The sequence below is a fragment of the Butyrivibrio sp. CB08 genome, assembly GCF_003625485.1.
GTDB lineage: Bacteria > Bacillota > Clostridia > Lachnospirales > Lachnospiraceae > Butyrivibrio.
Window position 1 is genome coordinate 291188 of record NZ_RAIR01000002.1, and the last position, 12957, is coordinate 304144.

The 12957-nt window shown below is 42.6% G+C and carries 13 protein-coding genes; all 13 read right to left on the reverse strand.

All coding sequences use genetic code 11. From position 1 onward, the window contains the following. Positions 1-26 precede the first annotated feature (26 nt). The 13 genes from D6855_RS04930 to D6855_RS04990 all read right to left on the reverse strand — a co-directional run bounded on the left by D6855_RS04930 (position 27) and on the right by D6855_RS04990 (position 12957). Positions 27-716 (reverse strand): aspartate/glutamate racemase family protein, encoded by a 690-nt coding sequence (locus D6855_RS04930; RefSeq protein ID WP_120738647.1) that lies wholly within the window; start codon positions 714-716, stop codon positions 27-29. A gap of 111 nt (positions 717-827) precedes the next feature. After that, entirely contained in the window at positions 828-1454 is a 627-nt protein-coding gene (locus D6855_RS04935) for an esterase (protein WP_120738649.1), read from the reverse strand. Between the two features lie 3 nt (positions 1455-1457). Continuing rightward, on the reverse strand, positions 1458-2012 hold the full coding sequence (locus D6855_RS04940) for a PadR family transcriptional regulator (protein ID WP_120738651.1): 555 nt from the start codon (positions 2010-2012) through the stop codon (positions 1458-1460). A 4-nt stretch (positions 2013-2016) separates the two neighbouring features. Beyond that, positions 2017-2757: a 4Fe-4S binding protein gene (locus D6855_RS04945; RefSeq protein ID WP_120738653.1), complete on the reverse strand. Its 741-nt coding sequence runs from the start codon at positions 2755-2757 to the stop codon at positions 2017-2019. A gap of 139 nt (positions 2758-2896) precedes the next feature. After that, a complete protein-coding gene (locus D6855_RS04950) occupies positions 2897-5257 on the reverse strand; it encodes an EAL domain-containing protein (RefSeq protein ID WP_158589473.1) in 2361 nt (786 codons plus the stop codon). Between the two features lie 87 nt (positions 5258-5344). Then, positions 5345-5926: a DJ-1/PfpI family protein gene (locus tag D6855_RS04955; protein ID WP_120738657.1), complete on the reverse strand. Its 582-nt coding sequence runs from the start codon at positions 5924-5926 to the stop codon at positions 5345-5347. Positions 5927-5944: 18 nt separating this feature from the next. Then, the gene (locus D6855_RS04960; RefSeq protein ID WP_120739162.1) at positions 5945-7063 is read right to left on the reverse strand and encodes an alpha/beta hydrolase; all 1119 of its coding nucleotides are present in this window, start codon (positions 7061-7063) and stop codon (positions 5945-5947) included. A 34-nt stretch (positions 7064-7097) separates the two neighbouring features. Further along, positions 7098-7799: a DUF4097 family beta strand repeat-containing protein gene (locus tag D6855_RS04965; RefSeq protein WP_120738659.1), complete on the reverse strand. Its 702-nt coding sequence runs from the start codon at positions 7797-7799 to the stop codon at positions 7098-7100. 111 nt (positions 7800-7910) lie between these two features. Continuing rightward, positions 7911-8882, reverse strand: coding sequence for a ribosome small subunit-dependent GTPase A (gene rsgA / locus D6855_RS04970; protein ID WP_158589474.1), 972 nt, complete (start codon positions 8880-8882; stop codon positions 7911-7913). A 323-nt stretch (positions 8883-9205) separates the two neighbouring features. Next, positions 9206-11200 (reverse strand): hypothetical protein, encoded by a 1995-nt coding sequence (locus tag D6855_RS04975; RefSeq protein WP_120738664.1) that lies wholly within the window; start codon positions 11198-11200, stop codon positions 9206-9208. Positions 11201-11466: 266 nt separating this feature from the next. Beyond that, positions 11467-11703: a zinc-ribbon domain-containing protein gene (locus D6855_RS04980; protein WP_120738666.1), complete on the reverse strand. Its 237-nt coding sequence runs from the start codon at positions 11701-11703 to the stop codon at positions 11467-11469. A 15-nt stretch (positions 11704-11718) separates the two neighbouring features. After that, positions 11719-12144, reverse strand: coding sequence for a hypothetical protein (locus tag D6855_RS04985; RefSeq protein WP_120738668.1), 426 nt, complete (start codon positions 12142-12144; stop codon positions 11719-11721). A 78-nt stretch (positions 12145-12222) separates the two neighbouring features. Next, positions 12223-12957, reverse strand: a complete 735-nt coding sequence (locus D6855_RS04990) for an ABC transporter ATP-binding protein (protein ID WP_120738670.1) — start codon at positions 12955-12957, stop codon at positions 12223-12225.

Sequence of the window (12957 nt, forward strand, 5' to 3'; positions counted from 1 at the left end):
TTTATACACTTTTAATTATTTGCTTTTCAGGCGAGGGCCATTTTTACTGCTGCCTTGGCATGGATGATAGTAGTATCGTAGGTTGGAAGGCAGCTGTCCTTATCGCCAATAAGCATTCCAATCTCTGTGCATCCAAGGATCACTCCCTCTGCTCCCTTTGCCTTCATATCGTCAATGATCCTCTGGTACTCTTTTCTTGAAGAATCCAGAACCTTTCCAAGACAGAGCTCATTAAAGATAACATCGTTTACAAGCTCAATGTCCTTATCATCCGGGATCACAACTTCAAGTCCTGCATCAGATAACCTGCTCTTGATAAAGTCCTGTGTCATGGTGAACTTTGTTCCAAGAAGTCCCACTTTCCTTATGTTGTCGCACTTTACAGCATCAGCTGCAGCATCGGATATGTGAAGGATCGGGATATTTATCTGCTTTTGGATCTCGTCAACAAGCTTGTGCATGGTGTTTGTTGCGATGACAATAAAATCTGCTCCCGCCTTCTCAAGTCTTGTGGCAGCATCTGCAAGGATCACTGCATTTCCCGCCCAATAGCCGTTTGACATATTCTCCTCAAGCTCTGCAAAATCCACGTTGTACATAAGAATCTTGGCGCTGTGGAATCCTCCAAGCGCACCTGCTACTTCTTTATTTAAAATCTCATAATAGGTGACAGTGCTCTCCCAACTCATGCCACCGATAAGTCCTATAGTTTTCATACCGGCCTCCGTTCCTTATTACATCTATATTGTCAAAGATATCCTATCACCAAAAAGAAACAGACTCCCATCTGACACTGATTTGAGTCTGTTTTACACTTATATATATTCTTACGTCCTGTTAAGGATCCAGGAAAAAGCTTTGGCTGTCCGAAGGTCTGCATCTTTAAAATGATTACCCTGATTCCATTCAAGGGTTACGTCTATGCCCCTGCTCTGCAAGTATTCATGTGCCCCTCTTATGCAGTCACCCACTTTAGCCATAGTCTGATTTCTTGCCTTCTCCTCTTTATCTCCAAGACTTAAGTACACACTGTGAGCTTTAAGTTCATGGTCTTTCATATAATCCACAAATCCCGGAAACCAGATGGAGGGCGAAGCTGCAGCAACGCCTTCAAAGATATCTGTCTGATATGCAGCCCAAAGCGCAAAGAGTCCTGCAAGGGAGTAGCCTCCAATATGGTAGGTTTTGCTCTTATCTGTGCAAAGCTCAAGGACCTCTTTTAGCGTAGCCTCTGCATTTCCACCAAAACCTTCATTTCCAAAGACCGCTTCGGATTCCCAGGGAGATAAGTCATCATTCCAGTTTGTGACATGAAGCGCCACGAGGCAGAAATCTCTTTTCACATTCTCCTGTATAACAGAAACTTCTCTCTCGATGTATTCAAGGTCATGGTCGTCAACCATCTGGATAAGGACAATATCAGCGTCTTCATTTCCATAAAGGTTTTTCTTCATATATTACTTGCCTTTTCTTTTGCTCTTTAATAGCTTCTTGGCCTTGTCGCACCACTTAAGGTAAGCCTCGTAAGTGTCTATACCAAAGGTCACAGTCAGATAGTAGTAAATATGGTCCTCTTCATCAAGGACCTTTTCAAGGTTCTCTTTATACAGGTACAAAAGAGATAAACTGCGCTTTATATCTTCCTCAAAAACTTCTATGTTCCTTACGGAGATTTCTTTGGTTGAAGCCCCTCCAAAATAGAGCTTTAAAAGAGTCTCATACTTAAGCTCGTTAGTAGCCTTATCATCTGAGATCCATTCATTAAGGACCTTAGTGCCCTTTGCAGTTATATGGTAGGGAATCCTCTCCCTGGCTCCGCTTGTCTTGACCCTGGCCTTCTTAACAAGCCCCTGCTCTTCCATGGCAGCTAGGGATGGATAGATATTTCCAAAGCTTCCCTTCCAGAAAAAGCCAATGGCTCCGTCTATTCTCTTTTTTATATCGTAGCCTGTAAGATCCTCATGGGATAAAAGCCCCAGAATCACCAGGTCTATCTTCCTGTCCTTAGCCATGTTTTTATCTCCACAAAAGCTTGTATTTTAAAACCTTCTTAGGGCACTCATCTACGCATGCGCCGCACTGGATGCACTCTGTGCACTTTGGTCCCGTTCCATCAGCCACCATTTTTTTTACATCAAGACCCATTGGGCAGGCCTTGGAGCACATACCACAGGATACACACTTACTCTTGTCAGCCTCCACATGGAGCTGAGGCAGATGAAGGAACCTTTCTATGCTGCTGCCGATCACCATAAAGGGTGCCATCCAGCATATATAGTGGCAGGTAGCTCTTTTCCCATGAACAAGTGGTGGTACTACAAGAAGCAGGATCACTCCGTAGTAGATCACGTAGTTGTATATCCCCGAAACTGAAATGCCATGATCTGTCATATAAAAGGGATTTACAGTTACATCGTTCTTCCCAAGGATAAAGGTCACGATCACAGCGGCGATCCATACGACCCAGATCACATACTTTATTTTATCACGTTTCCCCTGAGGTGCCGGAGTATCTTTTATCCTCATGGCGCACTCCTGAAGGCCACCGGCAGGGCACAGGTATCCGCACCAGGCTCTTCCAAAAAACATGGACAAAACCAGCATTAACACAAATACTATGAAGCTTCCATTTATGATGTGCTCCGATGCTGCCTGGATTATCAGGTAGGGTGAGAAATACCAGATTGTTATTGGAAAAAGCAGAAATGATATTAAAAGCAGAGTCTTTCTTATTGTCTGTCTCTTAGTCTTTTTCATTTTAATAATCTCCTTAACATATATCTTATTGATATATCTATTTGATATATTAGTTACAGGATCATTCTATGTCAAGCAAAAGAAAAACAGACCCAAATACACTGATTTGGATCTGCTTTACACTGATATCTTTTTTGAATTAGTCCAGGAGTTTTTCAAACTCAGATTCCGGCATTGGCTTGTAGCAGTAGAATCCCTGAATGTAATCGCAGTCATAGTTTCTTAGGAACTTGAGCTGCTGCTCTGTTTCAACACCCTCTGCTGTAACCTTGGCTCCTATCATGTGGGCAAGGCCAATGGTGGTGATAATGATGGACTCCACCTTGTCATTTTGGCCGATCTTGCGGATAAATCCCATGTCGAGCTTGATGATATCGAAGTTGAAATTTTCCAGCATAGACAGGGAACTCATGCCGCTTCCGTAATCATCAAGGAGTATCCTGATTCCCTGAAGCTTCATCTCATTAAGGTAATCAAGGGCCTTCGACTCAAGATCTGCGTAGGCGGACTCAGTAACCTCAAATCTGATCATCTTGGTGTCAAGCTTAAGCTTATTTATCCTCTCAAATATGCTGTCTATAAATGCAGCATCGTAGAAGTCTATCCTGGAGAGGTTTATGGCACATGGCACTATCTTTTTGCCGCTGCCTGTGCGCCTTGCTACAAGCTCCATTCCCCTCTCAACTATAAAGTTATCAAGGACTGAAATCTTGCCCTCAGCCTCAAGCACAGGTACAAAGTCACTTGGTGATACCATTCCAAAGTCCTTATGGCGCCATCTGACAAGGACTTCTGCGCTGACTATCTCGCCAGTTTTGGCATTGATAATAGGCTGATAATAGGGCTCAAATTCATTGTCTTCTATACCACGTTCAAAATCAGCAAGAAGCGTCCTCTGCAGGAGGTACCCTTCCTTCATGGCATCGTCATAGTAAGCAAAAAAAGTTCCCTTTCCAGCCTTTAAGCTCTTCTCTGCAAGCTTGGCTCCTGCTATGAGCTGAGTTATCTCCACATTGGAATTACCTATCGCATAAATTCCGCAGCTGATCTCATAGTTAAACTCTTTGGATTCAATCCTGAAAGACTGACTGCACATAGCCTTAAGGTTAGCTTCTGTCAGGTTTTCATCGGAGGTGATAAGGACAAAGTGATCACTTTCAAGTCTTCCCATGATCAGCGGCTTTAAGTATTTACGCAGTACATCCCTTGTCTGGAAGATGACCAGATCGCCGTTCTTATCGCCAAAGAGCTCGTTTACAGCCTTAAAGCCTTTGACGTTGGTGTACACGAGGCTGTAATGGCCATCTGCAGGAAGTTCCTTAAGGAAGAGCTTAGCTCTTTCAACAAAGCCTGTCCTTGCATATTCATCTGTCATCCAGTCGTGGTCAAGGGCTGTAGTTATATCGTAAAAGACAAACAATATCCAGTCTGGATAACCCGGAACTTCTCTCACTCTGACATTCTTGGCGCGTCTGCCGGACTCCGAATCAATGTGAACAGTTTTTACAAAAGAACCTTTCTCCTTTAGCTCTTTTCTTATATTAGGAAGAGCAACATTGATAAGGAAAGTATCCTTCTCATCCTCCCATATCATCTGGGAAAGTCTGAAGCAAATATCGCTGTACTTAAGACGGCTGGTGGCAAAGAGCCTTGAGAATTCCTCGCAGAGATGATAGATCTCGCAGACCTGATTTGTGGTATTTACTGAAACCACCAGATCAAAACCATCTTCCAATATAGTCTTGATAACAGGCTGCTCATAGACACCCATGTATGGGATCACTGTTCCCTGTTTAAGAGGTGTGATCTTTCCATCTTCAACAAGTTCACCGACACCACGAAAAACAGTCTTACCATTTTTCACCTTGAAGTAGCTTCCGTCGGTGATCAGGTAAAACCTGCTTCCATAGCTGTCGGGGATCACAATGTCTTTTATATAATCCCTGCCATCTAATGAAGTCTGTTTTAAATAATCTGCATGTGGAATTATCTCGATATTGGTTAGATCAAGTCCCTCCAAAAAGCGAACGTAGTTTGGATCCACAGCTTCACCATTAAGCTCTGGAGTAAGATAAACATTATACGCAGCATTCATTGAACCTGAGCTCAGGCCAATGACAATACCCTTATAGGATAAAAGAGCTTCTTTAAGCCCTATACGTTTCATGAAAGCAAGCTGAGTTGGCGTATGACCGCCGGATAAATAGATCACATCTGCCCAGGAAACAAGCTCTGGAAGCTTTTTCCTGTCTTCATCTGTAACCATACGTAGATCAGACACCTTGAGATCTTTCATCTCAAAGGCACCAAGAATACACTTCTTTTGATGGTCGTTTGCAGCATCATCCAATGGGTCACATGGAATATACAGTATCTTTGCAGACTCAGGCCACTCCTGTCTAAGATCCTCAAAAAAGCCATAGCATTCCCCTGGATCTTTTTTCTCATAGTGACCGATTTCCTGATAAGGTATAAAGCTGCTTGTAAGATACAATACCATGGATGCTACTCCCATATACCTGAAAACGACAATGTGTATATAGGCTCATTGTATCACGTTTTCAGGTTTTGGGCTCCATGGAATTTGTTAATATCCCATGGCTGCTGAAACGGTTTTGGACATCTCTTTTCCAAGAAGAAGCTCAAGAAGCGTAAAAGCCACATCTGCTGCGGTCTCAGGGCAGAAGCTTGTGACGATGTTTTTATCAACAACTATTCTCTGATCCGGGATCACATTGACTCCAAACTCAGCAAGCTGCTTCTGTCTGATGCCACTTCCAAGGTGATAAGTGGTTGCATTTCTTCCCTTAAGTACTCCACTTGCTGCTATAGGAAGAGCTCCAACGCAGATTGATGCGATTGGCTTTCCTGCCTCATCAAACTTTCTGATAAGATCAAGGAACTCAGGTTTATAGCCATCCTCGTAGAATCCATATTCCTCATACCCTCCAGGGATTGCAAGGGCATCGAAGTCACTCGCATCTATCTCATCAAAGAGCTTATCTACAATTACCGGAACTCCAAAGGTTGAAACAACGGTCTTGGTAAAGCCTGCTGTCACAACATTGATGTCATTGTGAAAATCATCCCTCGCCCATCCGCATGCATCCAAAAATGGGGCAAACTCCATGGTTTCAAATCCCTTACAGCAAAACAGTAATACTTTCATAACGTCTCCTCTTTTCTATTAAAATCCCAAATCTAAAACCTGCATCCAGCCAGCGCTGACCTTGGCGCTTTTACTTGAAGCGTCGTTATCAAGGAAGGCAACAAACTGATCAAACATCCTTGTATCAAGTTTATTGCTCCACCTTTGTCTGTCAAGGTTCTTATGTATGTAATCAGCCTTATCCTTGATGAACTGCTCCTCATTATCTCTGTCGGCGTAGTCATAATCTAAAGTGTCCAGCCAACCAGCAAACTCCTCATTAAACTCATCGATGTAAGTTGTGTCATCAAAAACATAGCTGTGACCGTTATCCTTAAGCCTCATAAATGAGAATCTTGGATCGTTCTTGTATTTATCATAGTAGATGTCGTAGCCATAGTTGATTCCAACCACATCGTCGTCCTCGCTGTGAACCACCATGACTCTGGCATCACTATTTTCAAAGCCCTTCATGGCTGTTGCTCCAGCAACCTTGCCAAACTTGATGCGCTCATGAACTTTAACACATGGAACCATAAGAGCAGCAAGAGATCCTGCTTCCTGCCTAGCTCCAACTTCAAACACATCGGAAGATTCGTTGCATCCTGAAACAGCTATTACTGCCTTCACCTCAGGATGATACTCAAGAACGCTGCATGCACTGTAAGCACCCCAGCTGTGTCCAAAGAGCATGATTGGAATCTTTGGAAAATTGCCGCTCTCTTCTACAAATGTTATGGCTGAATCCAGATCGATAACTCCCTGTGGGATTCCGCCGATGCTCTTACCTTCACTGCTGTCGTTGCCCGTTACATCGTAGGCAAATGCATAGTATCCGTGTTTGGCAAAAAAGTTCGCGGCCTCCATATAGAAGTTATGACCAGAGCCAAGTCCATGGGCTATCACTACGATTCCCTTTGGAGTTCCCTCTGTGCTATATAAATATCCAGAGAGCTTCTGTCCTTTATCTGAAGTGAACTGATATCTTGTAGATGTCAGATCCGGAAAATCAGATATCTTAAGAGATGTGGGCTCGTAGGTCTCATACCTTTTATTGATGGCTGAGTTGTAACAATAAACTGAAAAACCGTAATCTATAAATACAAGTGCTGCAAGGATAATTCCAACTATTGCAGCAACCTTTCCAAATTTTTTCATATCTTCTCCTCTTTCCATAGCTCTTTTCCATGGATCATTTGGTGTACAACGCTCCCTGAGGCTTTCCGTCTACTTCAATATTGCCCATTCCTGTCTTTAAAGTTCCCTTCCAGTTTGTATTGTTGGAAACCTTGATGTCTCCCATGGAACTTTCAAGATTCAGCTTGTTGTACTTTCCGTCAAAAGAAACATAGCCCATGGCGCAGTCCCATTTCGCATCAGAAAACTCACATCTCTTCACATACACATCGCCCATGGATGTCTTTCCTTTAAGCTTATCTGCATGGATGTCATCAACATTTACATCAGACATGGCAACACTTATTGATACATCCTTGAGGTCCATCTCTTCTGGAACCGTGATGATAAGATAAGTCTTGCTGAGCTTATTATCAGAGATCGTCTTTACTTCCTTACCCTCTATTACAAGAGTTCCATCCTTGACGCCGTATTCTGGCTGGATCTTTTCAGGGAAGCAGTACTCTATGCTGTAGTCCGTTCCTTTTTCTACGGTGACATCACCAACTGAAAGATTTATGTCGATGTTTGAAAACCTGCTCAGAGCTGTTTCAAAAGACTTCATCTCTCCATATCCATCATCGTATGAAGATAAGACATTTGTCAGATATGCTGTGCTGTCGTCTGACCTGTCAACGGCTGAACTCTGAATGATCCCGCATCCAACAAGTGACACAGCTATTATTAAAATGGGAATTATATTTCCATATTTTTTCATAACATTTCTCCTCTAGAGCCTAGTCTAACAGAGGTAAAAAAACAGACCCTCATCTGCACTGATTTGGGTCTGTTTTACACTGATATGTTTTTGAGTTATTTCTGGCAGCCTTTAGCACCAGTTGTTGTTATTCTTGAACTTCACCGCCTGCTTTGCCCACTTGGAAATCTCTTTTTTCTTGGCATAGTTGCGGACGTTCTCCTGGCTAAGACTCTTGTAGAGAATGTACCTTTGTTCTGACAGCTCTCCGTTTTTAATGGCGGCCTTGATGGCGCATCCAGGTTCTGTGTCATGCTTGCAGTCGCTGAACTTGCAGCAGCACTCAAGCTCAACAATGTCTCTGAAGGTGTCATCTAGTCCCTCTTCAACCCTTGCCATTCCAAGCTCTCTCATACCAGGAGTGTCGATTATTGATACGCCGTTTTCAAGGTCTATTAGCTGTCTGTGAGTTGTGGTGTGGCGACCGGTTGAATCGTACTCCCTTATGGCGGAGGTCTTCATCAGCTCTTTTCCCGCAAGAGCGTTTAAAAGAGTGGACTTGCCAGCTCCGGATGATCCCATAAGGCAGATGGTCTTACCTGGGATAAGGTACTCATCAAGCTCCTCCATTCCGATGTCGTAGAGGGCACAGATCGCATGGACTCTTACCTTGTCTGAGATCTGCTCAACTTCTCTGGTGTACCTGCCAACGTTGTTACAAAGGTCTGACTTGGTCAGAACCACTACAGGAGTTGATCCGCCCTGAAGCACAACGCTTACATATCTTGCTATTCTGTTAAAGCTGTAGTCCTCATTAAGTGAGGTGATGATAAATGTGTAATCTGCGTTGGCAACCATGTACTGCATTGTGGCTGTCTTGGCCTGATCAGGTCTCTGAAGAAAACTTGTCCTCTCAAGGACCTTTGTGATCATTGAATCTCCCTGGGGATTGTAGGTAAACTCTACATAGTCGCCAACCACGGGAAGTTCGCTTGCTTCTTTTTCATAGAAGCTTCCTTTAAGTTTTCCAGGAATGTCTTTTCCTTCGAATCTTATCTTATAACTGTTCTTTTGTATTTCTGAAATTCTACCTGTATTATTCACTGCTTTATTCTCCATTTCAAATAAAAAAGCCGCGACTAATAAGCCACGGCTGATGATTACGATATAGTATATGTATAGACTAAAATTTTAATCGCAGACCGAGGTCATCATACTATATTCAGTTACAATCTCTTTTCTGTTTGCACTCATCAAGATAACCTCGCTTTCCTTTAGATTTTTGTTGGTTCGTTTGTGATCAAATAATTGATCCTATGACGATAATAACTTATTCCAATAGAAAAAGACCCCAATACACTTAATTGGGGTCTTTTTACACGGATTTGGATTTACGAGAAGTAATGTTTACGGGTTACTGATATTGTTTATCTGTTTTCTGATTTCTTTCTTGCAAGTACTAAAACGCTTGCTGATGCTGCAATAACGATAAGTCTGAGAACCATATTAGTCTCATCGCTTGTGCCTGCTCTTCTTGCGCCGAGAACTGCAGGAGCCTCAGCTGGAAGCTCTCTCTGAGCACCAAGTACTGCAGGGGCATCGCCAGGTGTAGGTGTTACAGTTGGAGTTCCAGGATCTGTTCCAGGATCATCTCCGCCACCGCCGTCACCAGGAATGTAGCCATCGCCGTTTATTGTTACAACATAAGCATCAGTCTCTTCGTCATAAGTTACACTGTACATCTTTTCAATCTCTGTATAGCTGATTTCCGCATTGATCTTCTTAAGTGCACGGATTGTTAACTGTGAGACTGCTTGAATAATTGAATCCTCGTAAAAATTATCTACTAGTGGTCCATCAAGTCCAAACTTAACTGTGAATTTGATCTGCCCTCCATCTGCCGAGAAATCCATATTATCATTAGTAAAGAAGTTTGATCCATCCTTCTCGGATATCTTCGTTGTTCCATTCTCAGTTTCCTTATTCATAGAGAATGTGACATCCCATCCATACTGCTTAAAAAATTCGGACCAGAGTTCAAATACTGTGTCATAACTCTTTTCCGGATCTTTTTCAATGACAGCATCATACAGCTTAATTATCTCTTCTTCGTTTATCAAGCCATGATTCAATTCACACCAATCTTCACGTTCACTTAGCAAAGTATTATACAATGTCGGATTATGATGAAAATCAATTATATTACGGTCTTCATCATATACAGGCATAAAATATGAGATAGCGTACCATTTCAACTGCGCTCCTGCCTTTTCCGTATCAAAAAAAGGATCATCGTCAAATAATACATTACTGCCATTAACTACTGTTACAACATTCGGCTTATATGCAACACATTCGTCGCCATCCTCATCTATAAAATCATACAAAAACTCACCATACTCATCTTTATGATTCTTATAGTCTTCTTTGCTGGTCCACCTGGCTATACTATCAAGAGACTGCATATAATCCACAATTTCATAGTCATCACCTGATTCATTGACTATAACGAACGATCCAACAATCTCATCTCCTGGTTGCATGGTTTTCTGCTCTCTGATCCAGTCAAAATCAATTTTTATTTCTTCAACGCCGCCGGTGATAACAATCTTATACTTTCCAGTACTTCCCCATGGAGATTTCTCTACATTTTCTGCCACAATATGATATCCGTCAAATGAAAACTCATCGTCAACCCACTCTCCGTCAACAAGCCTCTTACCTCGCTTATCTACCTGAGTAGCACTAACATCACCTGCCTCTGTAGTAGAAACGACTTTTGCATCCTTGATGTTGTCCTTCTTATTTAGTTCAACAACATAAGCCTCAGCTTCTTCCTCGCTGGCAAAGTCCTTATTCTCAGTCTTTGGTGTCTCGACTGTTTCCTCTTTTACTTTAACGTTCTTTGCCTTCTCATTTTCTTCTTTCAGCTTCTCAGCTATCTGATTAGCATCTTCTTCTGATTCTGCGGGAATTGGTTCCTGCGGAATCAGAACGACAGTCTCACCTGTCTCTATGGTATAACTATAACTTCCTCCCTGTCCTTCGATGTCAGCCTTAATCTGCTCCTGCTCGGCAGTCTTTTCATCAACTACTTTAGCAGTACTCTCTTCTGTGAGCATTCCAGATACCTGCTTGTCGTAGCTTACTGTCTTACTTCCATCAGGATTGTCCGTAGTAACCTTTCCATTACCTGATTCGGTAATGACCTCTTTTACTTCAGGTTCCTGCTGTGGCGCATCCTGAGTTGGCGCATCCTGCTCCCCACCACCATTATCAGCGGGTGCATCTGCTGCTGGTTCATCAAGGCCGTAGTCTTCAATAGCATAAGATACAAAGCTTGATCCCAAAACCGACGTCGCTACAATGGCGCCAGATAGCACAGATACTAACCAGCGTCTAAGTTTCCTCTCCTTTACCATTTTGTTTACCCCTTTCTCATAAGAAAAAACAATACATAAAACACTCAAGCAAGCAAATTATAAAACATCAACTATCATACGTTTTATCATATTTTCATTAAATTTTGATGTTTTTTAACATTTTTTGATTTATTTTAAGCAATTTTCCTTATTATCCAAACAATTGTATAAAATACAAAAAGAGTCTGACCAAAGCAGGTCAGACTCCTTAAAAAATCACTATTTATGCACAATTGACGGTGTTTGTGACTGACCGTCAGCCATTTTTAGGCATTCTTGAGCTCTTTATACTGTGAACCTGTGAGAATTTCTGAATCTCCACAGCATGGACATACGATAAGTTTCTTAGATGTCCATCCAAGAACTGGGATGTAGAAAAGTGTTACTGCGAACTTCTCTCTTGCAAGAGCACGCTCTACATTGTGGTGGCAGTTAGGGCATACCCCCGCGCCAAGGCTCTTATCTACCTTAAGTTTCTTTTTTGTTCCGTATATGATCAGCATTTCTATGTCCTCCTATTATGCGATAAGGCTTCCGTCGTTTGCACGGCAGCGCTCTTTTAATGTGCCAAGTGTAGCATTGAAGTCAGCAACATTCTGTGCCTTTGAGCACTTTGAGAAATAGAATGTCTCGTTCTGTGCTGTCTCTACTGCAACAGCCTTGAAGTTGTAGTCATAGGATCCATAGAAACAATTTGACTGGTAAACATTTGTGATGTCCTTAAGTGGAAGGATCACAAGTGTTCTCTTGAAATCACCGTAGTGACAAACATAGTTTGCTGTGATCATGATATTAGCTTTTGCCAGGTTCATTACACCAGCGCCCTGAGACTCTGTCAAAAAAGAATTCAGGTACTCTTTACCACGACCGTTATCAAGTGCCTTGTTTACGGCTTCAACATTTTTCTCTTTGTCCATGTTGAAGACCTTTTCAAATTTTGCCATCTTTTTTCCTCCTCCGGTGGAAAACCCACCAAGGGAAGATTATATAACAGTTCTGACCAACGTTCAACTTTAAATGTTCTACCAACCAAGACTCTCAAGCCACCTTGCTGTCTGCTGTTCCCGGTCTCTTTCCATGGAAGCATCGTATTTTCCAAGGTTTAGCTCGCCCCTTATCTCGCCATCCAGGATATAGAGCACTCTCTCGCACTTACTTGCAACTCTGCTGTCATGGGTCACCATGAGGATAGATGTTCCCTCACTGTTGATCTTAAGGAAGGCATCCATCACTTCCCCGGAAGCAGACTGGTTCAGGGCGCCAGTAGGCTCATCAGCAAAAAGAATCTCCGGCTTCATTATCATGCTTCGGCAGATGCATGCCCTTTGAAGCTGGCCTCCAGACACTTCATTAACCCGTCTTTCCGCCAGGTCTTCTATATGGAATTTTGCCATCAGCTCTTTTGCCCGGGCATAGTACTCTTCTCTATTCTTCCTGTCAGCATGAACTGCAGGAAAAACTATGTTATCAATGAGGTTTAGATTTGAAAGGCAGTTCATCTGCTGGAACACAAAGCCCATGTTCTTTAGGCGTATGCTGGCTTTCTCATCTTCGCTAAGGCCCCGGATCTCTTTTCCCTGAAGAAAAACTTCTCCGCCATCTGCAGTGTCCATGCCCGATACGTTGTATAGAAGCGTTGACTTGCCTGAGCCCGAAGGTCCCATGATAGCTGTCATCTCGCCCTTCTTAAGCTCAAAACTGATGCCGTTTAAGATCTGTCCTTTTCTTATATTGTTTACCTTTAAAAGTTCACTCAT

What these genes read in the sequence shown, in the direction of transcription:
- D6855_RS04965 (WP_120738659.1), bottom strand. Translation starts at nt 7,799, where the DNA reads ATGAAAAAATATGGAAATATAATTCCCATTTTAATAATAGCTGTGTCA.
- D6855_RS04935 (WP_120738649.1), bottom strand. Translation starts at nt 1,454, where the DNA reads ATGAAGAAAAACCTTTATGGAAATGAAGACGCTGATATTGTCCTTATC.
- D6855_RS04990 (WP_120738670.1), bottom strand. Translation starts at nt 12,957, where the DNA reads ATGAGTGAACTTTTAAAGGTAAACAATATAAGAAAAGGACAGATCTTA.
- D6855_RS04960 (WP_120739162.1), bottom strand. Translation starts at nt 7,063, where the DNA reads ATGAAAAAATTTGGAAAGGTTGCTGCAATAGTTGGAATTATCCTTGCA.
- D6855_RS04930 (WP_120738647.1), bottom strand. Translation starts at nt 716, where the DNA reads ATGAAAACTATAGGACTTATCGGTGGCATGAGTTGGGAGAGCACTGTC.
- D6855_RS04975 (WP_120738664.1), bottom strand. Translation starts at nt 11,200, where the DNA reads ATGGTAAAGGAGAGGAAACTTAGACGCTGGTTAGTATCTGTGCTATCT.
- D6855_RS04940 (WP_120738651.1), bottom strand. Translation starts at nt 2,012, where the DNA reads ATGGCTAAGGACAGGAAGATAGACCTGGTGATTCTGGGGCTTTTATCC.
- D6855_RS04955 (WP_120738657.1), bottom strand. Translation starts at nt 5,926, where the DNA reads ATGAAAGTATTACTGTTTTGCTGTAAGGGATTTGAAACCATGGAGTTT.
- D6855_RS04985 (WP_120738668.1), bottom strand. Translation starts at nt 12,144, where the DNA reads ATGGCAAAATTTGAAAAGGTCTTCAACATGGACAAAGAGAAAAATGTT.
- D6855_RS04945 (WP_120738653.1), bottom strand. Translation starts at nt 2,757, where the DNA reads ATGAAAAAGACTAAGAGACAGACAATAAGAAAGACTCTGCTTTTAATA.
- D6855_RS04980 (WP_120738666.1), bottom strand. Translation starts at nt 11,703, where the DNA reads ATGCTGATCATATACGGAACAAAAAAGAAACTTAAGGTAGATAAGAGC.
- D6855_RS04950 (WP_158589473.1), bottom strand. Translation starts at nt 5,257, where the DNA reads ATGGTATTGTATCTTACAAGCAGCTTTATACCTTATCAGGAAATCGGT.